We start from the raw sequence: 20,783 nt of genomic DNA, 5'->3' as shown, positions 1-20,783 counted from the left end.
CGCTATCCGAGGTCGGGTTCGGGCGATACGTCGCAGATCACACCGGTGCGGGCGGTTCCGGCGGGCGGAGGCGCCGCGCGGGGTGCGCGGCGGGGGCCCGGGACGCGGCCGCTCCCGGGGCGGCCCGGGTTCCGGCGCGGCGCCTCACTCCGCGGGTTCCTCCGGGTCGGGGGACGGCGAGGGCTCCTCCTCGGCGGCCTCTTCCTCCTCCGCCTCCCGGGCGGCCTCCTCCGCGGCCTCCTCCTCGGCCAGGCGCTCGGCCTCGGCGCGGTCGGCGGCGCGGGTCGTGCAGACCTCCTCGGCGGCGGACGCGGAGCCGTCCACGGCGATCACCGTGAAGCAGTACTCCATGCCCGTGTAGCCGGTGGAGACCTGGGCGGACACCACGCCGGGGCCGGTCCGGACCAGTGTGGCCGCCTCGTGGCCGAAGGGACCGCCCAGCACGAAGAAGGAGGCGGTGCCGCCGCTGTTGTCGGTCCAGCTGAGTTCGACGGCGTTGAGGCTGTCCGCCAGGAGGACGCCGGTCGGCGCGGAGACCTCGGACGGCGCCGAGGGATCGACGACCGGTTCGGCGGTCTCCTCGTCGGCCGCCGGTTCCGGTTCGGCCTCCTGCTCGGCGGCCGCCACCACCGGGGCCGGTGACTCCAGCGCGGCGAACACCCCGGAGACGCTGGTGACCATGAGGATGCCGCACACGGTCACGGCGATGTGGAGGTGGCGGCGCCACCGCGGCTGGTGCTGTTCGGTCTCGGACACGGGACCCCAGGAGGGGGTGTCGTCCTCGACGCGCTCGGACTCGTCCACGGGCAGGGCGGAGGATTCGGCGGTGCCCGTCCAGCCCTCCAGGCGCGACCAGGCGCGCAGCGCGGAGATCTCCTCGCCGCGCAGCTTGGCCATCATGATCTCGGCGGTGCCGCCCGCGTCGACGGCCGGGAGCCTGCTCCCCTCCAGCCCGGTGGGGCGGGGCCTGAGTTCCCGTGAACGCGGCTGTTGAGGCTGTTGCGGTCCGGTCTCCGGGTGCTGGGCCGCCTCCCCGGGGAGCGGCGGCGCGTGCGGCGGGACCTGCTGGGCGGCGGGCGCGTGCGAGGCCTGGGGGCCCGAGGGACGCAACCGCGCCGTGGCGGGCGGGTCCTGCGGACCCGACGGCGGGAGGGCCGGGGAGGGCGGGACGTCCGCGACGGGCGGTGTCTGCGGTTCGGGAGGTGCCGGGGGAGGAGTCTGCGGACCCGCCCAGGGTGTGTAGGCGTCCTGCTGGGGGCCGGCGGCGTACGGCGGAGGCGGAAGCTGGGGCCCGTTCATCGGGGTCTGGGGACCCGACATGGGCGTATGCGGCCCCGACACGGACGTCTGCGGATCGGGTGCGTGGGGGCGCTGCTCCCGCACGGGGGCCTCGTGGCCCGGAGCCGGATGCTGCGGACCGGACGCCGCCGGGTCCGGCGCGTACGCCGGGCTCTGGGGGCCGGGCAGGGGTGCCTGCGGCGCCATCGGGTACTGGGGCCCTGAGCGCGGAGTCCGCGTGTCCGCGGCCGGGGGCTGGAAGCCCTCCATGGACGCCTGGGCACCGGACACGGGGATCTGCGGCCCCGACACGGGAGCCTGCGGTCCGCTCATCGGGATCTGCGGCCCCGACACCGGTGCCTGCGCACCGCTCAGGGGCTCCTGGCCGCCGGTCGCGCCCAGCGTCGCGGCGGGCCGGGACGTGCGCGCCTGCTCGAAGGCCGAGGCGAACGCCGCCGGGGTCGCGAAGCGCTCCTCGGGCAGCTTGGCCAGCGCCCGGGTGAGCACACCCCGCAGCTTGCGGGAGATGTCGGAGCGTGGAACCGGCTTGGGGTCCTGCGTCAGGACGCGCTCGGCGTAGTCGCGGGGGTCGAACGGCGTTCCGTCCGTCGACGAGAACGGCGTGTGCCCCACCAGCATCGTCCAGACCGTGGAGGCCAGCTGGTAGACGTCGGAGGCGGGCGTGCGCGCCTCGCCCCGCAGCGCCTCGGGCGCCGCGTGCAGGAACGACTCCGTCGCCGGGTCGGGCGGGGGCAGGGCCTCCCCGGACCGGTGGACGGAACCGAAACCGGTCAGCACCGGCGTCCGGCCCGCACGCAGGACGTTGCCGGGGCACACGTCCCCGTGCAGCAGCCCGCGTCCGTGCATCGACCCCAGCGCAGCCGCCACGCTCCGCGAGACGGCCGCCGCCTCCTGGATCGGAGCGGGTCCCCTACGGGCGAGCATGTCGCCGAAGGAGCCGTCCGCGTAGAACGGCAGCACCACGAACAGGTCACCGTCGGCGGTGGTCCCCGCGTCGAGCAGGGGGACCACACCGGGAACCCCGCTGAGCTCGCGCAACTGGTTCAGCTCGGCGCGCCCCAGGTGCTCGGGCAGGACCTTGAGCACGACGTCGGCACCGCTCGTGGAGCGCGTGGCCCGCACGATCCGGGCGCGGCGCCCCTGGCGGAGCAGGGCCGGGTTGCCGTAACCGGGCGCCCAGGCGGCGTGCTCGGAGCCGGACATGGGAGAGCGACCCCCTGGTGGTGTTCGTGGTGTGGAGGATCCCCGTCAGACGACGGGGAGGACGGCACCGGGTGCTACGGAGACGAGGGCGCCTCGGTGGCCGGGCTCTGGAACATCTGCTGGCGGGTGCCCCAACCGCGCTCCTCGTTGACCTCCTGCTGCTTGCCGAAGGCCCCGATGAGGGCGATGACACCGCAGATCAGCGCGACGAGGATGAGCCCGCCGATCACCGCGGGCCACACCTGCTGCCGCCGCCGCCAGTACCGGCTCGAACCGTACATGAGGGCCGACCGCAGCTGCCGGTGCCGCAGGGCGTCCGCCTGGAGGACGTACTTCTCCTCGTTGGGCGTGTAGTGGAACGCCTCGGGGAGCTGCGGATCCGGGTCCGCCGGGGCGGACGAGGGGGATGGGGACGACATCGCCGCTCAGCCTACTAGAACAGTCCGTCGAGGTAGCGGGTCAGCCTGCCGTAGTTGTCCGCGGTGTTGCCGGTCGCGGCGATCACCTTGGCGAAGGCGGCGTTGACCTCGGAGAACTGGGTGTCGAACTCCGTGGCCTTGGCCTGGAACTGGGCGCTGCCCGAGCCCTCCCACTGGCTGACGGTGCTCTCGGACTGCTCGTTGATCTGGCTCATGATGGCGGAGAAGCGGCCGAGGTGGGCCTGCTGGTCCTCGGCCAGGCCCTGGAGGCCCGCGACGTCGCCGTACACGTCGAACTGACTCATGGGAAACCTTTCTGGGGAGAGCGTGGGGGAGGGGGAACGACTCAGGCGTTGACCGGGCGGGAGAGGCCGCCGAGGTCGCTTCCGGCCTGGGAGTAGTCGGAGCTGGAGTCGGAGTCGGTGATGTTGAACTGCCCCTGGCCCTCGTTCAGCTTGATGCCGTTCTGGCTGCACCAGGACATCAGCTCGTCGAAGCGCTCGGTGAGCTGCTCGCGGGCCTCGCGGAAACGGGCGAGGGCCTCGCCCTGGAGGGCGTCGGCGTCGTTGCTCATGTCCTGGATGAGCTGGTTCATCTGGGTGCGGATGCCCTCGGACTCCTGTCCGAGCTGCTCACCGCCGACCGCGAGGCTGTTGACGTTTTCAAGACCGGCGTGGGACATCTGTGCCTTTCCCGGGAGTTGGGGGTGGAAGGGGCCGCCTCTTCGTTCCGTCTCGGGCCGCGTTCGCACGGGGATTCGTGTGGCCACGATAAAGAGGGGAGATTACGGACGATAGTAAGGATCGCACCTTTCGGTCAACGGAGGTGTGCTTTTGTGACATCGGTCGTCGGGCGGTGATCGGCCTGATCGCAGGCAGTGTCCCGCACGCGGCGGCTGGCCGCTTCCGGCCACGGGCCCGGCCCGGACCGGGGCCCGGCCGCCCTCACCCGCCGCCCGCGCCGGGGCTCGCGCCCGGGTCCGCGGCCACGGGTTCCGTCACCCAGCGCACCGCGAGCGGCCAGCCGTCCATGGACGAGTCGTGGAAGCGGGGGAAGAGCTCCGCGGCCTCTCCCGGCTCGCCCCCGGCCAGGTCCACCAGGTGCCAGGAACCGCTGGTCTGGAGCAGGACCGCGTCGCGTTCGGGCGAGGGCGCGTACTGCACCACCGGCCCGTCGCCCTCCTCCAGCAGACGTGTGGCCGTGTGCCCCTGCTCCTCCATGGTCACCAGGTACGCGCCCGCCGGGGGCTCCCCGCCGCCGGCGGGCGGGTCGGGGCGCAGCAGCGCGGTGCCCCCGCCCCAGACCAGGGAGTTGTCGAACGTCTGCCACTGGCCTCCGTCGACGTTGAGGGTCGCGTTGACGACGCTGCCCGCCGTCTCCCGCACCACGAGGGTGCCGCCGTCCACGGCGTTGCTCTGCCGGGTCTGCACGCTGTTGCGGATGTGCAGCGACCCGTCCGGGGTCAGCGCCCAGTCGCTGGGCCGCTGGTTCTCGCCTATCAGGAGGCTGCCCTCCTGGTTGGGGGTGCCCGTCGGGGCCTCGAGGGGCACCGACAGCACCTGCGGGGGCACGCCGTCCTGCGGGGTGTCGGAGACGAACCACAGCCGGTCGCCGTTGATCACCGGACGGGACAGGACCTCCCCCTCCGCCGCGGGTACGGACTCGACCTGCTGGTAGGAGACCTCCTCGGCGCCGGACTCCTGCGGATCGGTGAGCGCCGCCACCTGCACGGCGTTGGGCTCCTCGGTGACGTAGGCGAAGTGCGTCCAGTCGGCGGAGAACTGCGCGTGCACGGCCAGGTCCCGGGCCATCGGGTCGACCGCGCCGTCGGGCAGCGCGATCCGCTGGAGCGGCTGCCCGGTCGCTGGGTCGTGGAAGACCAGGACCTGGTCGGTCTCCGGGTCACCGCCCTCGAAGCCACGGTGCAGCAGGGCCAGGCCGGACAGCCCCTCCTCGGCCAGCTCCTCCCCGGTTCCGGGTTCGCCGTCGGAGCCGCCGGACGTGCCGGTGCACGCGGTCAGGGCGAGCAGGCACACTGCCGAGGTCAGGGCGAGGGGGCGCCGCATGGAGCTGCCTTTCGGGGGGACGGGGTCGGTCGGGAGGCCGCGGGGGCACGGGGTGTGACTGTCCCGGGGACGCCGAGGTTCGCTCCGGGACGCGGTACCCATTATCCGGTCCGCGACGACACGGCGCCCCGGCCGGGTGCGCCGCGCCGGTACGCGCACCGAAGGCCGGTGCCGCGAAGCCCCTGCCGGGGCAAGGCCCTCACACCTGGGGGTCCGTACTGCCCGGAGGCCCGCGCCGCGCGCCGCGCCGCGGGCGCCGGGTCACGCTGGCGGTTCGCTCCACCCGACCTGGACCAGGTCCGGGCGCTGGCCGCGGCGGGCCAGCTGGGCGCGGCCGACCGGCAGCTGCTTGGACGCCGTGCCGTTGGCCAGGCGCCCCTCCATCCGGTCCCCGGAGAAGAGCACGCCCGGCGTGGCCATGTCGCTGAGCGCCTGGAGCACCGGCTCGAACATCGCCCGCGCCGAACCGCCCGTGCGGCGGGCCGCGATGATGTGCAGCCCCAGGTCGGAGCCCTGCGCGATGAAGGGCACCAGCGGCGCGAGCGGGTTCGCCCTCGCCCCCAGCATGTCCATGTCGTCCACGACGATGAACAGGTCCAGGCCCTTCCACCAGCTGCGCTCACGCAGCTGCTTGGGGGTCACGTCCGGCCCCGGCAGGCGCTGCTTCAGCGAACCCGCGAGGTTCGCGGCGACCGCCTGGGTCTGCTCCGCGCTCGTGCAGTAGGCCAGCAGGTGGTCCTCCGGGACCAGCTCCAGGTGGCTGCGGCGGAAGTCCACCATGACCACGCCGATCTCCGTGGGCGGGCGCTGCACGATCTGCTTGACCAGCCCGCGCAGGAGGGCCGTCTTGCCGGTCTGCGGGTCGCCGTACACCACCAGGTGCGGGTCCCGGGACAGGTTCGTGGTGACCGGCGCCAGCGTGCTCTCGGCCAGGCCCACCACCAGTTCGGCGGCGCGGCCCTTGGGCGCCCGGCGGCCCTTGAGCAGGTCGGACAGCTCCACCTTGGAGGGCAGCGTCTTGACGCCCTGGACGGCCTTCTGCGGCCAGCGCTCCCCGATCCGCTTGACCAGGTCCCGGATCCCGTCGGTGACGTCCTCGTCGCTGGCCACCGCGTCCACCCGCGGCAGGGCCACGTGCGTGTGGTGCTCCTCGGCGGTCAGGCCGCGCCCCGGGGTGTCCTTGGGCAGCGCCTCGGCGACCTTGCGCCCGATCCCCGAGTCCATCGGGTCGCTCAGCCGCAGTTCGAACCGGCCGCCGAAAAGCGCCTGCAGCCGGGACCGGATCTGCGAGGAGGCGGCTCCGGTCAGGATCGTGTGCACGCCCAGGGACGGGCCGCGGGTCGCGATGTCCATGAGGACCTCGTCGGCCTCGTCGAAGGTGTCGCGCACCGAGGACCAGCCGTCGACCAGCAGGAACAGGTCGCCGACCACGTTCGCGGGCACCGTCCCGTCCGCGCGCGCCTGGCGCAGCGCGGCGGGGGAGTCGAGCCGGTGCTTGCGGAACACGCGCTGGCGCCGGTCCAGCTGGGCGCGCACGTCCACCAGCACCCGCTGCACCTTCTCCGGGTCGGCCCGCCCGGCCACGCCCGCCACGTGCGGCAGCTCCTCCATCGCCTGGAGGGCGCCGCCGCCGAAGTCGATCGCGTACACGCCCACGCGGCCCGGCGGGTACCGCCACGCCAGGCTCGCGACCACCGTGCGCAGCAGCGTCGACTTGCCGGACTGGGGGCCGCCCAGGACGATGACGTTGCCCTCGGCGCCGGTGAAGTCCATCTCGGCCGGAACGACCCGCTGTTCCCGGGGGATGTCGGTCAGGCCGATGACGGCGCGCATGTCCGACGGGCGCGGCTCGGTTCCGGGGCCCTCCAGGTCCTCGCCCTCGCCCAGGTCCTCCAGGACCCTGTCGAGGGTGAGCAGCCGCGGCAGCGGCTCCAGCCAGATCGGCCGGACCTTCTCCGCGCCCGAGGCCACCAGCCGGTCCACCGTGACCTGGAGCGTGGTGCGCTTGTCCTCCTTTCGCCCGGACTCCTCGGCCCGGCCGCGGATCGACTCCACCAGCGACTCCACCAGCGAGCCCGCCCCGGTCACCTTGTTCAGCCCGTTGAAGGAGAGCAGGGGCAGCACCGGTTCGTGCTCCTCCTTCTCCTCCCGGACCGGCGGCTCGTACGGCTGCGACACCATCGCCGCCTTGAACCGCTCGAAGACCGACGTGTCCACCTTCAGGTAGCCGGAGCCCGGCTCGGGCGGCAGGTGGTAGGCGTCGCCCACGCCGATGGCCTCGCGGCTCTCCGCCTCGGAGAACGTGCGCAGGCCCACCCGGTAGGACAGGTGCGACTCCAGGCCCTTGAGCTTGCCCGACTCCAGGCGCTGGGTGGCCAGCAGCAGGTGCACGCCGATCGACCGGCCGATGCGCCCGATGGCCACGAACAGCTCGGCGAAGTCGGGGTGCGCCGTGAGCAGCTCCGAGAACTCGTCGATGATGATCAGCAGGTGCGGCAGCGGTTCCAGGCCGGGGTCGTTCTCCCGGGCCGCCTCGTAGGCGTGCAGGTTGGGCAGGTTGCCCGCGTCCTTGAGGATCTGCTGGCGGCGCACCAGCTCGCCGTAGGTGGCCTCGCGGAACCGCAGGACCAGCGAGTCGTCGTCGGCCAGGTTGGTGATCAGGCCGGTGCTGTGCGGCAGGCGGTCGGTGTCGGCGAAGGTCGCGCCGCCCTTGAAGTCGACCAGCAGCAGCGCGAGCGACTCCGGCGAGTGGTTGATGACCAGCGAGGCCACCATCGTCCGCAGCATCTCCGACTTGCCCGAGCCGGTCGCGCCGACCACCAGGCCGTGCGGGCCCATGCCGCCGAACGCCGACTCCTTCAGGTCCAGCAGCACCGTGTTGCCGCTCGGTCCGACGCCGATCGGCACCCGCAGGTAGTCGCCGGTGCTGCGCCTGCGCCAGGTCTGCCGGGTGTCCAGCTGGGCGACGTCGGCCACGCCCAGGATCTCCGGGAGCCCCACGGTGGCGTGCATGGCGTCGTCGCCGTCGGTGACGGCGATGCCGTACGGGGCCAGGACGCGGGCCAGTGCGGTCAGGTGCGCGACGTCGGACCGGTCGGCGCGGCCCTGGAGCGGGACGCGCGGTGCGTCCTCGGAGGTGTCGGCGTGCTCGGTGACCTCGGTCAGCGTGCCGTCGGCGTCGATGCGCAGCCGCAGGTCCACGCCCTCCGGCTCCTCGCGCCGGTCCGCCACCAGGGCGATCACGTGGATGCCCAGGTCGGCCAGGGAGGACACCGGCGGTTCGGCGTGCAGACCGGACAGGGTCGACTGGTACTCGCCGTCCAGGACGACTACCAGGCGCTGGGTGCCCGGACCGGGCGGGGCGCCGCGGCGCCGCTGGAGGTCGACGGTGCGCCGTTCGATCTCGTCGGAGAGCAGTTCGGCGATCTGCACGGTGTTGACCGCGACGAAACGGGCGGGCATCGGCCCGTCCTTGGCCTCGTCGAAGGTGTTGTGCGGCAGCCACTTCAGCCACTCCCAGTGGGAACGCAGCTTGTTGTCGCGCACCACGCCGATCCGCAGGTCGTGCGGGGAGTGGAAGGTGGCCATCTGCGCGACGAGCGAGCGGGCCAGCCCCCGCGCGGCCTCGCGGTCGCCCACGACCGACACCACGCCGTGCTCGCGCAGCGGCAGGACCAGCGGCATCTCGGGGACGTTCGCGTACAGCTCGATGAGCTGGTCGGCCGCCCCCTGGCACACGGGGTCGTAGACGATCAGCGGCGAGGAGGTGTCGACCTTGAGCCTGAGCCGCCGCGCCAGCGGGCGCGTCCCGGTGCCCGCCCGCAGGTCCAGGAAGTCCGGGTCGGCGGCCCGCCGCTCCCAGCGGCGCGTCCGCGACCGCGCCGGATCGACGAGCAGCTGCGGGTCGGGGTGGCGGAACGCGCTGTCGGCGCGCTGGACGGAGGCCACGTCCCGGACGATCTCGCGGAGCTGGTCGAGGTAGTCGACGTAGCGTTCGCGCTGCTCGCGGATGCGCTTGCGCGGGCCGTTGTGCTGGGCCACGAACATGATGATGCCGACGACCACGCTGGCGACCATGATCATCACGCCGGCGACGGCCATCAGCGGACGGTGGCCCATGGTGATGGACATCAGCAGAGAGCCCGAACCGGTGATGATCGGCATGATGATCATCGCGCCGGAACTCGACGAGGGCGGGTTCTCCGGCATCTGGGGAGGGGTCGCGATGACGAGCGGAGTGTTCCCGGGGGCAGTCGGGACGCTGCGAGCTGGGCGGGGTACGGGTCTCGTCGCCACGGGGATCTCTTTCGGTCCGCCTACGGGGGCTGGTGTCTGGGTGGCTACGCTAGGAATGATCTCGCGATCCCCGCGAATCGCCTAATTCGCGTCCGTCTCCCCCCGAGGGTGACAACCGCCCACGACGAACGACAAAGGAATTCTTGGTGTGAGTGGATACTGCCGGGTCACGGTGACCGGACCGGAACGCTGGGCCGATCTGGCACTTCCCGGAACGGTTCCCGTGGCCACACTGATGCCCCGCATCCTGGAGGTCTGCGCACCCGAGGAGGAGGGCACCGAACCCGCCGCGTGGACGCTCACCACCGTGGAGGGCGACCCCGTCCACCCCGACCAGCCGCTGGAGAGCGCGGGCGTCTACGACGGCGACGTGCTGATGCTGGACCGCCGCACCGCGCCGGGCAGGCCCGCGCACGTGGACGACGTCCGCGGTGCGGTCGAGGACCGCGTCGACGCCACCGCGCACATCTGGAACCCCACGACCACGCTGTCCTTCGGCCTCCTCGTCGCGGCAGTCGGGCCCCTGCTGCTGTTGGGGCTGATGACGCGGCTGAGCCCGTCCGCCTGGCACCTGGGGATCGCCTCGGCGGGAACCCTGTTCACGGTCGCGGTGATGCTGCTCGCCGCGCGCAGGCCGCTGCCCGCCGTCGCGCACGTGCTGTTCGCGACGGCCTGCGCGTGGGGCGCGGTCACCGCCGTGCTCGCCGCGAACCTGCTGACCGACGCCGACTTCCTGGTGCAGGCGGCCTTCGCGCTGTCCGGCGCACTGCTGGTGGCGGTGATCGGCTGGACGACGCACGAGACGGGGCTGGCCTACATCTGCGCGCTCGGAGTGGTCGCGGTGACGGCCGGAGTGCTCGTGGTGGTGGGCGTCTTCGTGGAGCCGGTGCAGGGGGCGCGGTCCATGGGGCTGGTCCTGGCGCTGTGCGTGGGCGCGCTGCCGCGCGTGGCGATGGTGATGGGCGGGCTGTCCGGGCTCGACTACGAGGTGGGGCGCTCGGGGCAGGTCACCACGGACCGGTTCGAGGACACCTTCGGCAACACCGACCGCATCCTGCTGGGCGTCGTGCTGGGCGCGGCGGTGAGCGGCGGCGCGACGACCGTGCTGCTGGCCTACCTGGCCGCGGGCCTGCCCGACCTGCTGCTGTGCGCGCTGCTCTCGCTGCTGCTGGTGCTGCGCTCCCGGCTGTTCGACCGCATCCGGCACGTGCTGCCGCTGCGCCTGGCGGGGGTGCTGGGCCTGGGCGCGGCGGGTGTCGCGACGGTCGGCGAGTACGCGTTCCTGGCACCGTGGCTGCCGCTGCTCGCGCTCGTGGCGGGGATCGCGCTGGGCGTGCTGAGCTGGGTGCGGCTGACCGACGTGCCGCGGGCCTCGCTGCGCCGCATCCTCAACTGGACGGAGATCCTGGTGATCATCGCGATGTGCGCGGTGTTCGCCTGGGGGATGGGCCTGTTCGCGTTCGTGGAGCGGATGACCTCGTAGTCCTGAGGGCGGGCCTTCTCCGGGGAACGGGCGGGGCCTGCGGGGGGCGGCGTCCGGCGCGACGCGGTTCCCGGGGAGGGGCGGGAGCCCCGCGACGGCCCGGGCCGCCCGGAGGCGGGTCCGGGCTCGGCCGGTCAGTCGGTGCGCTCGGTTCGGCAGGAGGTCCGCGCGGCCTCGCGGGACTCCCGCATCGCGGTCAGGGCGCGGCGGCGGCGCGCCTCGCGCAGCGAGACGCCCACGATGCGGGTGGCCGCGGCGGCCGTCACCACGGCCAGCGGGATGACGAGGAGCGATGCGGGCTGCCGGATGGGGCGGTACCGCGCCCCCTCCCGGTCGATCAGCAGGAAGCCCGCGGGCCGCACCCGGACGAAGCCGCTGCCCCCGGCCCCGTCCCCTCCCGCGACGAACAGGCGGCTGGAGCCCCCGCCCATGATGGTCAGCGCGGTCACCCGGGCCACCGGGACGACCGTGGAACCCTCCGCGACCACGGCCTCGCCGAACGCCGACGAGGACCGCGCCGAAGCGCCGGTGTTCCCGATCAGCCTGGCCAGCGCGGACAGGGCGGGACTGGTGCGGCGGGCGCGGCGGCCCAGAGCGGTGTCCGGCATGGCGGCGGGTCCCTTCGTGGCGGTTGCGTACCCGCCCCATTGTGTAACGCGGACGCGGTCCCCGGAACGTTACCGGCCTGTTCCGGACACCGGGTCGCGGCCTGCGGAAGGCGGCGTTGCCCGGGACGCTGTGTGACGGAATGTGAGAGGAGGGCGATATGGTGTCCGCCGTCCGCGTTCCCCAGGAAGGAAACCCCCGGTGTCCCCTGCGCCCCAGACGACGAAGACCGCGACCGCGCTGGTCCTGGCCCTCATGCTGACCGCCTGCGGCGGCGCGGAGCCGGAGCAGGCCGCGGACGCCTCCGACACCGCGGCGGCCGACGCCCAGGCATCCCCGTCCGAGGGGACCCCCGAGGCGGCCGTCGAGCTGGTGGACCCGATGGAGCTGGCCCCCGACGACCTGTGCCGGGTGCTCTCCGAGGAGACCCTCACCGAGCTGCTCGGTCCGCCCGACGACCGGGCCGGCAGCCAGGAGTCCGACGCCGCTGTCCCCGACCCCGAGGACGTGGAGAATCTCGGCGGCCTGTCCATGACGTGCATCACCGTGGCCACGAGCGTCGGTCCGCCGCCGCGCAGCCACAGTCTCACCTACCGCCTGGAGATCAACGAGGGCCCCTACCAGGAGGACACCTCGGCACCCGCGGAGGAGGACGCCGACCCCTCGATCGAGATCGGTGACTACGCGGTCGTGGAGGTGGACCCGGAGGGCACCGACGTCGACCTCCAGGTGGTCCAGGGCCAGGTCGGTGTGAGCGTCGACTACTCGGCGACGGAGGTCGTCGACTACGAGGGCGTCCCCTACGCCGACGAGGAGGAGATGGTCGCGCGCGCCCTCACGGCGGCGGAGGAGATCCTCGCCTCCACCGGCGCTTAGCGGACCGGCCGCACGGGTTCTGAACCGCGATGATCTTGTACTTATAGCCGGTGTCGGCGCTCGAACCTCGCTATGGGTACAAGACCACGGCGCGTGGGGCCGGCCGGTCCGGAGGTCACGACAGCGGCGGCCCCACGCGTTGGCGGCCTCCCCGTCCAGCCCTCCAGGGGGCCCGGGTCCACCGCGCGCACGCGGCCCGGCTCAGGGCGTGAGCACGTTGAGCAGACTCAGTTCGGTGTCGTAGACGGCGACGTCGCCGCTACCCGTGCGCAGGCCCGCCACCCGGGACCCGTCCTGGGACAGCGCCATGGGGAACACGCGGGGCAGCTCCGGGCCCAGCGCGACCTCGGTCGCCGAGGCGTACCGCCACGCCACCATGTCGCCGCGGCCGGTGGCGGGGTCCAGACGGGCGGCGAACACGCGGCCGCTCGCGGCGCTGTAGGCGACGTCCACCAGGACGCCCTCGTCCGGGCCGGGGACGAACTCGCGGACGATCGCTCCGGTCCCGGGCACGACGAGGAACACGGAGCCGGAGCGGATGAGCAGCACGGCCGAGCCGTCCGGGACGAGGTCGAACGATGCCGCGCCCACACCGGAGCGCTCGCGGATCAGGCCCCGCAGCGAGAGGCTCTCGGTGTCCCACACGGCGATCCCGCCGCCCTCCTCGCCGCCCGCCACCACGCTGCCGTCGAGCGAGTACCTGATCGAGCCCAGCACGCCCGAGCCGGACAGCCGCGCCTCCAGCTCCCAGGTGCGGGTGTCGTGCAGGTGCAGGTGCCGTCCGTCGGGGTCGCCGCGCACGCCCAGCGCGAGCGAGGAGCCGTCGGGACTGAAGGCGATCGACCGCACGGCCCTCTCCTCGCCGACGTCCTGCCTCCGGCCGGTCTCCAGGTCGACGACGGAGGCGCCGTCGAGGGTTCCGTAGGCGAGCAGGCACCCGTCGGGGCTGAACGCCGCCGGGGTCGGCGGCACGGCTGAGGAGTCGTGGTCGATGCGGGCGATGGCGCGCGACTCCCGCCAGTCCCACAGGGTCACCGTGTCGATCTGGGAGACGGCCAGGACGGAGCCGTCGGGTGAGAAGGACAGCGCGAGCGGGACGTCCTCGGGGAAGGAGGTCATCGGGGTCCCGGTCGCCGCGAGGCTCTCGGAGAGGGCCGATCCGGTCGCGGAGCAGTCGGCGGCGCGCTCGGCCGCCCCGGGGTCCCACGAGGGGGCGGTGAAGGAGTACAGCCCCACGCTCACCAGGAGCACCACCACACCGGCCAGCGCCGCCGCGCGCAGGAGGGAGCGGCGGCGTCGTTCCCCGAGGTGTGAGGGTTCTTCGGGGTGGAGGGGGCGCATGGGTCCTCTGGGGGGTGTCACAGGGGTGAGCGAGGACGGCCCGTCGTCTCCGGGCCGGTGCGTGTGTGGTTGTCAGCAGCCACCGTAACCCCAGGAGGCCGCTGGTGGGGAATGGTCCTGGAGGGTTCGGGCAGGTTATGTGCCCTTCTGTCAGTCTTTGGTGTCTTAGGTCCGAAGATCTCTCGGCCGGAAGGGTGCCGGAGGCGCGCGCGGCGGGCGAAAGGCCGACCGGGGCCCGTGGGACCGGGGCGCGGGAACGCCCGCGTACCAGGGGGTCTCGGCTTTACGCCGGACCGGGACGTGTCGAGTCCTTCTGCGCGGGTAGGGCGAAGTGACAAGAGAATCGTCCGCACGCGCGCCGGACAGGTGGCCGAGGGGCGTGTGCGGGGAAGAGGGTCGTCTCCACGGGAGGACGGCGCCGCGGGGGGCGACGTGGCCCGCGCGGGGCCCGGGAACGCCGACAGGCGTGCCGGGCGCGTTCGGCGCCCCTGAGGGGGCCGCGCACCGGACAGGGGAGTGCGCGGACGGGGTACGTGTGCGGAGCGGGCTCCGCGGGCGGCGGCCGGGGGCTCAGCGGCTCCGCTGACCGGGAGGTCTCAGAGTCGGCCGTGCGGTCTCAGGCCGCGACCGTGTGGTTGATGACGCTGCCGTGGCCGTAGACCGGCTCGGGCCCCTGCGCGAAGGGGTTGAGGAGTTCGGCGGCGCCGACGGGGTCGCTCGCGGGGTGCGAGACCGGACCGCCGTGGAACAGGTCGTTCCAGAAGAAGCGGCCGTCGCGACACCAGACGTTGACGTCCCGCTGGACCGAGACGACGGCCAGCTCGGAGCTGCCCGACCAGTAGAACTGGCGGGGGGTCACGGAGGCGAGCTCGCCCAGGAGTGCCGTGATCGCGCGCTGGGCGCAGAAGGCGTGGCGGGGCTTGTGCTTGATTCGCCTGGCGAGGGCCGATTTCGCCCGGGAGGCCCGGGGGTTGTTCAGGCGCCAGTGACTCAAGGTCGTCTCCAGTGGTCTAGGTTGCCGCGGTGCCGTGTTCGCTTGTGCGGCCACGTCGCCGCGGATCGAGGTGCTCCCGCCTCAGGTGGCCTTGGCGGGTTCCCTCCACAAAGTTGGTGAGGCGTGAACGATGTCGTTACCTCGTAGTTATTCTTTGCGCTCCGGATGCTAGCAGCAACTGACCCCTTGTAGTCGAGGCTTCTACAAGTGACCAATATCACATTTAACGAATGTGTCTCGACTTCACCAAACCAAGAACCAGCAGCTCAGGGCGGGTATTCCGAACGCCTGGCCGTTTTTTGGGCGTCGCGAAAAGCCTGTCCGTTTGCGTGGGTGATGTCGCCAGTGTCACTCGTTGTGGCCACTCTTGGCGTGTTTGTCGTGACTCTCCGCGACTTTGTGCAGGTTACGGGCCCTTGACCCGCTCAAACCCCGGCTTTGTCGTCCGCGCCCTCTCCCGACATGCCGGTGTTCCCGTCGGTTTTGCCCCCGCTTTCACCCCGGTGTAAGGGCTGGTCCCGTATGTGGAGGACACTGGAAAGGTCGTACGAAACGGAGAGAAGTCGCCCAGTGACACAGACCGAGACATCCGGTGACCGGACTACCGCACGGGAGGGCGTCGTGGCCTCCGAACCCGCTGGCGGCGCCAGGGCCTGGCTCGTGTGGGGCGTCGCCGTGGGCGGGTACTTCCTGGCGATGCTGCACCGCAACGGTCTCGGTGTGGCCGCCCTGGAGGCCCAGGCCCGCTTCGACGTCGGACCGGCTCTGCTGTCCCTCCTGCCGATGCTGCAACTCCTGGTGTACGTGGTCCTCCAAGTCCCCACCGGGCTGCTGGCCGACCGGCTCGGCCCCCGCTACACGCTCGTCATGGGCATGGCGGCGATGACGGTCGGCGCGTGCCTGTTCGCGCTCGCCCCCGGCATCGAGGTGGCGGTGGCCGGGCGGTTCCTCATCGGTCTCGGCGACGCCCTGGTCTTCCTCAACGTCATCCGGCTGGCTGCCCTGTGGTTCCCGCGTTCGCGCTACGCCCTCGTCAGCGGGCTCACCGGCGTGGTCGGCGGAACGGGGCAGGTGGCCAGCGCCGCGCCGATGGCCTGGGCCCTGGAGGGCTTCGGCTGGGTGGCCGCCTTCCTGGCCACCACGGCCCTGACCGCGCTGATGGCCCTGCTGATGCTGGTGGTCGTGCGCGACCGCCCGGCCGGGGCGGCGGGCCGCTCCACGGTCGCCGACCCGATCTCGGTGTGGGCCGCGCTCAAGGAGGCGCTGCGCTCGCGCGGCCCGCAGATCGGCATGGCCCACCACGCGGCCGTCATGGCCCCGTTCACGATGATGATGGTGCTGTGGGGCTACCCGTTCCTCGTGGGCGGCCTGGGGCTGTCCGAGGACACCGCGGCCCTCACCCTCACCGCCCTGGCCGCGGGCGGGCTGTGGATGGCTCCGCTCGCGGGCGTCTTGATCGGGCGCAGACCCGGCGTGCGCCGGTGGCTGGGGCTCACCCTGAGCACTGTGCTGAGCCTGGGCTGGCTGCTGCTGGTGGCGTGGCCCGGGGGAACCCCGGTGGCAGTGGGGCTGACGGTGCTCGCGGTGAGCGCGATCGGGCAGACCCTGGCGCCGACGGTCTCCTTCGACTTCGCGCGCGACGGCATCCCCGCCAGCCGGACCGGCGTCGCCTCCGGCCTGGTGAACATGAGCGGGTTCACGACCGCGGTGGTGTGCACGGTGGCGGCGGGCGCGCTGCTCCAGGCGCTGCCGGAGGGCCCCGAGGCCTACCAGTTGGCGTTCGTGCCGATGGCCGTCGCCACGGTGTGCGCGACCGCGGCGCTGTACTTCTTCGTCCTCCGCCGTCCCCGGGCCTGACCCCTCGGGTCAGTACACCCGGGACCCCGTACCACGCGCGCGCGTGCGCGTGCGCGCGTGGAGAAGAGGACCGCTCCTCCTCCCGCCTGAACCGGAACCGCTCCCGCGCGTGCGCGCGCGTGGAGGAGAGGCGCGTCCCCGGTCCGCGGAGCCGAGGACCTTCGGGGGACGGGGGCGTTCTTACTCGTGGAGGCCGGTCCGGCGACCGGCCTCCGCCGTGTGCACGGCTCCGTACGCGCCCGGGGACGGGGACGAACCGCCTCTCCGGTGGGCGCGGCGGGCCCCGCGCGTGCGCGGGGACGAGAAGCGTCCCCCGAGACCGCAGGGCCCGTTCGGGGCCTCGCGCGCGTGCGCGCGGGGGTGAGGGGAGAAAGAGGGGCGTGCGCGCCTCTTGTGCCGTCCGGGGCCGCGTGGGATTTTCTCTGTCATGAGGTGGAGTCCCGAACGGTCCAGGGAGATGTTCGCGCGGAGCCGGGTCGCCAGGCTGGCCACGGTGGGCGAGCACGGGCAGCCCCATCTGGTGCCCGTGGTGTTCGCGGCCTACGGCGACACGATCGCGATCCCCGTGGACCGCAAGCCCAAGACCACGTACCGGCTCAGGCGGCTGCTCGACATCGAGGGCAATCCCCGGGTGTCGCTGCTCGCGGACGAGTACTCCGACGACTGGGACCGGCTGTGGTGGGTCCGCGCGGACGGTGAGGCGCTGGTCCTGCACGACGGCCCGGCCTGGACGGAGGCCCGCGACAGGCTGGTCGAGCGCTATCCCCAGTACCGGGACACGCCGCCCGAGGAGGCGATCATCCTGGTGGAGGTCCGCCACTGGTCCGGGTGGTCGGTCGCGGAGGAGCCCGACGCGGAGTCCGGTGCGGAGCCCGGCACGTCGGAACACTGACGACGCGCAGGAACACTGACGGCGCGTCGCGACACCGACGACGCGGGGCGCTGGGACTCGGTGGTGTGCGGCGGCGGTCCCGCTTCCGTGGGCCGCCGTCGGCCGCCGACGGTGACGCCGGGAACGGGACCGCCCCCTGAGCGGGGGACCGCCGCGCACGGTCCGCTGGGTGGCGCCGGGGCGGGCCGGAGCCACCCAGCGGACCGCGGCGGCGGATTCCGGGTGCGGGCACGGGTCAGCCCGCGCGCCAGGTGGCGTCCTGGAGCGCGCCCCCGGCCTGCGGGCCCATCAGGGAGAGCCCGCCGTCCACGAACAGCGAGGCGCCGGTGACGTAGGACGCCTCCGGCTTGGCGAGGAAGGCCACGGCCTCCGCCACCTCGTAGGCGTGGCCCGGCCGGGGCAGCGGGTACCCGGCGCGCGAGTCCAGCGCGGGCTCCTCCTCGTGCTGGCCGGTCATGGGCGTGGCGATCTCGCCCGGCGCCACCGCGTTCACGGTGATGCCGTACAGACCCAGTTCCAGGGCCAGGACGCGGGTGAGCAGCTTCAGGCCGCCCTTGGCGGTGCAGTAGGCGCCCGCGGTCACCCGCGGGAACTCCTCGTGCACGCTGGTGACGTTGACGATGCGGCCGCCGCGACCGGCTTCGCGCATGTGCGCGGCCGCGGTCTTCGAGCACAGGAAGGGCGCGTCCAAGTCCACGGACAGGACCTCGCGCCAGCGCTCGTAGCTGGTCTCCAGCAGGTGCTCCCCGGAGCCGGTGCCCGCGTTGTTGACCAGGACGCCGATGCCGCCGAGGTCCTCGATCAGCTCGGCGACGGCCTCCGAGCCCCGCACGGGGTCGGAGAGGTCGTGCTGGCGAACGGACACCCGGCGGCCGGTCTCGCGGATCTCGGCCTCCGTGCGGTGCACGCCCTCCGCGTCGCTGTGGAAGGTGACGCCGACGTCGAAGCCCTGCTGCGCGAGGCGGATCGCCGTCGCCCGGCCGATTCCGCTGTCCGCGCCCGTCACCACAGCCACGCGGTCGTAGTCGTCGAACTCCCCTGCTCCCTCGACGCGGTCGTCGCTTGCCATGCTCTGCCCCCTTCCGTGCGCCCCCGGCGGCGCACGTGCTCGGGTGAGCGGCTACCCAGCGCCACACCCCGTACACGTGGGACGGGTGGCGCGGACGCGGAGCGGCGGGGCCAGGACCGGCGCGTTCCGGGCGTGTGGGACCGGAGCCCCGGTGCCGGAGCGGGTGCGTTCCGCGCGCGGGGCCCGCCACCTCGAGGTGGACGCCTCAGAGGACAGCGCGCCGATCCTGCGCCGCCTGGGCTTCGAGCAGGTGACCACGACGACCCCCTACGTGTGGTCCCCGCCGGAGGCGGGGTGACCGGAGGGCGGGGCGGCCCGGTGGCCGCCCCGCCCTCTCGCTGGGTCCGACGCGGTTAGAAGGCGGACTCGGGGACGTCCATCAGTTCCACCGTCACGCCCTCGGCGACGCGGCGCTCGGCGGCGATGCGCGGCAGGAACTGCTCGGCGAAGAAGCGCGCGGCGGCGATCTTGCCGGTGTAGAAGTCCTTGTCCCCGTCGCTGGCGCCGTCGATGCTGTTGAGGGCCACCTCTGCCTGGCGCAGCAGCAGCCAGGACAGGACGACGTCACCGAAGGCCATGAGCAGGCGGGTGGAGTTCAGGCCCACCTTGTACAGCTCGCGCGCGTCCTCGGCGGAGCCCATCGCGTGGCCGACCATGAGCTCGACGATCTTCTCGACGTTCTCGGCCGCCTCCAGGAGCAGCGCGCGCTCCTGCTTGAGCTGGCCGTTGCCCGCGTCGCTCTGCGCGAAGGCCTTGATCTCCCCGGCCAGCTTGCCCAGGGCCTGGCCGCCGTTCTTCACGATCTTGCGGAAGAAGAAGTCCTGGGCCTGGATCGCGGTGGTGCCCTCGTAGAGGGTGTCGATCTTGGCGTCCCGGATGTACTGCTCGATCGGGTACTCCTGGAGGAACCCGGAGCCGCCCAGGGTCTGGAGGGACTCGGCGAGCAGCGCGTAGGAGCGCTCGGAGCCCACGCCCTTGACGATCGGCAGCAGGAGGTCGTTCATGGCCTCCAGCTCAGCGGCGTCCTGGCCCGTGCGGTGCGCGATCTGGATCGCGTCCTGCTGGGTGGCGGTGTAGAGCACCAGGGCGCGCATGGCCTCCACGTAGGACTTCTGCGTCATGAGGCTGCGGCGCACGTCCGGGTGGTGGGTGATGGTCACCTTGGGGGAGTCCTTGCCCGCGGCCAGGTCGTTGCCCTGCACGCGCTCCTTGGCGTACTCCAGGGCGTTGAGGTAGCCGGTGGACAGGGTGGCGATCGCCTTCGTCCCGACCATCATGCGCGCGTACTCGATGACGAGGAACATCTGGCGGATGCCGTCGTGCTTGTCGCCCACGAGGTAGCCGATGGCGGGGTGCTTGTCGCCGAAGGTCAGCTCGCAGGTGGTGGAGGCCTTGAGGCCCATCTTGTGCTCGACGTTGGTGACGTAGGCGCCGTTGCGCTCGCCGGGCGAGCCGTCCTCGTTGATGAGGTACTTGGGGACCAGGAAGAGCGAGAGGCCCTTGGTGCCGGGGCCGGCGCCCTCGGGGCGAGCCAGCACCAGGTGGAAGATGTTCTCGGTCATGTCCTGCTCGGCCGAGGTGATGAAGCGCTTCACGCCCTCGATGTGCCAGGTGCCGTCACCCTGGTCCACGGCCTTGGTGCGGCCCGCGCCGACGTCCGACCCGGCGTCCGGCTCGGTGAGGACCATGGTGGCGCCCCAGCCGCGCTCGATGGCCAGCTCGGCGAACCGCTTCTGCTCCTCGTTGCCCTCGGAGTGCAGGATGCTCGCGAAGCCGGGCCCGGCCGAGTACATGTGCACGGCGGGGTTGGCGCCGAGGATGAGTTCGGCGGCGGACCAGACCAGGGAGCGGGGGGCGCCCAGGCCGCCCAGCTCCTGGGGAAGGTCGAGGTTGTACCAGCCGGCGTCCATGTAGGCCTTGTAGGACTTCTTCAGGCTCTCGGGGAGCGCGACGGTGTTCGTCTTCGGGTCGAAGACCGGGGGGTTGCGGTCCGCGTCCTCGAAGGACTCCGCGAGGACGCCCGTGGCGAGGCGGTTGACCTCGTCCAGGATCGTGCGGGCGGTCTCCTCGTCCAGCTCCTCGAAGGGGGCCTGCCCCAGGACGTCCTGGCGCTTGAAGACCTCGAAGAGGTTGAACTCGATGTCGCGCAGGTTGCTCTTGTAATGCGTCATGGACAGCTCCGCTGTGTCCCTGGCCGCGGTGTCTGTACACGCGGATCTACCGACTAGTAACAAGTCAATGTTACTACCCAGTAGCGACCGGCGCCAGTGGGAGGGAGGGAGTTGTGTCCCAGGGGATACCAAAAGGAGGGGCGAGTTTTCGTGAGGCGCGCTGAACGGGCTGTTCGCGGGCTCGCGCGGGGCGGGGAGGCGCTGGCCCGGG

The 20,783-nt window shown here is 72.8% G+C and carries 15 protein-coding genes; 4 read left to right on the top strand and 11 right to left on the bottom strand.

Annotation, left to right across the window (positions count from 1 at the left end; translation table 11 throughout):
• Positions 1–144: 144 nt before the first annotated feature.
• The 6 genes from KGD83_RS27910 to eccCa form a co-directional block, all read right to left on the bottom strand.
• Positions 145–2,502: a serine/threonine protein kinase gene (locus tag KGD83_RS27910; RefSeq protein ID WP_212641870.1), complete on the bottom strand. Its 2,358-nt coding sequence runs from the start codon at positions 2,500–2,502 to the stop codon at positions 145–147.
• A 74-nt stretch (positions 2,503–2,576) separates the two neighbouring features.
• A complete protein-coding gene (locus KGD83_RS27905) occupies positions 2,577–2,921 on the bottom strand; it encodes a hypothetical protein (protein WP_212641869.1) in 345 nt (114 codons plus the stop codon).
• 14 nt (positions 2,922–2,935) lie between these two features.
• Positions 2,936–3,226 (bottom strand): WXG100 family type VII secretion target, encoded by a 291-nt coding sequence (locus KGD83_RS27900; RefSeq protein ID WP_212641868.1) that lies wholly within the window; start codon positions 3,224–3,226, stop codon positions 2,936–2,938.
• 41 nt (positions 3,227–3,267) lie between these two features.
• Entirely contained in the window at positions 3,268–3,603 is a 336-nt protein-coding gene (locus tag KGD83_RS27895) for a hypothetical protein (protein WP_013156414.1), read from the bottom strand.
• Between the two features lie 262 nt (positions 3,604–3,865).
• A complete protein-coding gene (locus tag KGD83_RS27890) occupies positions 3,866–4,987 on the bottom strand; it encodes a hypothetical protein (RefSeq protein ID WP_212641867.1) in 1,122 nt (373 codons plus the stop codon).
• 261 nt (positions 4,988–5,248) lie between these two features.
• Positions 5,249–9,214 carry a type VII secretion protein EccCa gene (gene eccCa / locus KGD83_RS27885; protein ID WP_394358127.1) on the bottom strand — a complete coding sequence of 1,322 codons (3,966 nt, stop codon included), beginning with the start codon at positions 9,212–9,214 and terminating at the stop codon, positions 5,249–5,251.
• Positions 9,215–9,431: 217 nt separating this feature from the next.
• Here eccCa and eccD point away from each other — a divergent pair, with 217 nt between their 5' ends.
• Positions 9,432–10,766, top strand: a complete 1,335-nt coding sequence (eccD, locus tag KGD83_RS27880) for a type VII secretion integral membrane protein EccD (RefSeq protein WP_212641865.1) — start codon at positions 9,432–9,434, stop codon at positions 10,764–10,766.
• A gap of 134 nt (positions 10,767–10,900) precedes the next feature.
• On the opposite strand, the gene KGD83_RS27875 is transcribed toward eccD, so the two are convergent.
• Positions 10,901–11,374: a GerW family sporulation protein gene (locus tag KGD83_RS27875; RefSeq protein WP_212641864.1), complete on the bottom strand. Its 474-nt coding sequence runs from the start codon at positions 11,372–11,374 to the stop codon at positions 10,901–10,903.
• A 199-nt stretch (positions 11,375–11,573) separates the two neighbouring features.
• Between KGD83_RS27875 and KGD83_RS27870 the strand changes: the two genes are divergently transcribed.
• Positions 11,574–12,248, top strand: coding sequence for a hypothetical protein (locus KGD83_RS27870; RefSeq protein WP_212641863.1), 675 nt, complete (start codon positions 11,574–11,576; stop codon positions 12,246–12,248).
• A gap of 201 nt (positions 12,249–12,449) precedes the next feature.
• On the opposite strand, the gene KGD83_RS27865 is transcribed toward KGD83_RS27870, so the two are convergent.
• Positions 12,450–13,589 carry a WD40 repeat domain-containing protein gene (locus KGD83_RS27865; protein ID WP_212641862.1) on the bottom strand — a complete coding sequence of 380 codons (1,140 nt, stop codon included), beginning with the start codon at positions 13,587–13,589 and terminating at the stop codon, positions 12,450–12,452.
• Between the two features lie 616 nt (positions 13,590–14,205).
• Complete coding sequence (locus KGD83_RS27860) at positions 14,206–14,583, bottom strand: hypothetical protein (RefSeq protein WP_019609224.1); 378 nt, start codon at positions 14,581–14,583, stop codon at positions 14,206–14,208.
• Positions 14,584–15,153: 570 nt separating this feature from the next.
• On the opposite strand from KGD83_RS27860, the gene KGD83_RS27855 reads away from it, so the two are divergent.
• A complete protein-coding gene (locus tag KGD83_RS27855) occupies positions 15,154–16,440 on the top strand; it encodes an MFS transporter (protein WP_212641861.1) in 1,287 nt (428 codons plus the stop codon).
• A gap of 427 nt (positions 16,441–16,867) precedes the next feature.
• A complete protein-coding gene (locus KGD83_RS27850; protein ID WP_212641860.1) occupies positions 16,868–17,332 on the top strand; it encodes a TIGR03668 family PPOX class F420-dependent oxidoreductase in 465 nt (154 codons plus the stop codon).
• A gap of 235 nt (positions 17,333–17,567) precedes the next feature.
• On the opposite strand, the gene KGD83_RS27845 is transcribed toward KGD83_RS27850, so the two are convergent.
• On the bottom strand, positions 17,568–18,401 hold the full coding sequence (locus tag KGD83_RS27845) for an SDR family oxidoreductase (RefSeq protein WP_212641859.1): 834 nt from the start codon (positions 18,399–18,401) through the stop codon (positions 17,568–17,570).
• Between the two features lie 353 nt (positions 18,402–18,754).
• Complete coding sequence (locus KGD83_RS27840; protein WP_212641858.1) at positions 18,755–20,572, bottom strand: acyl-CoA dehydrogenase; 1,818 nt, start codon at positions 20,570–20,572, stop codon at positions 18,755–18,757.
• Positions 20,573–20,783 lie beyond the last annotated feature (211 nt).

This window comes from Nocardiopsis akebiae (assembly GCF_018316795.1).
Lineage (GTDB): Bacteria > Actinomycetota > Actinomycetes > Streptosporangiales > Streptosporangiaceae > Nocardiopsis > Nocardiopsis dassonvillei.
Note: the sequence above shows the minus strand (reverse complement) of the source record. Positions and strands in the feature narration are given on the sequence as shown.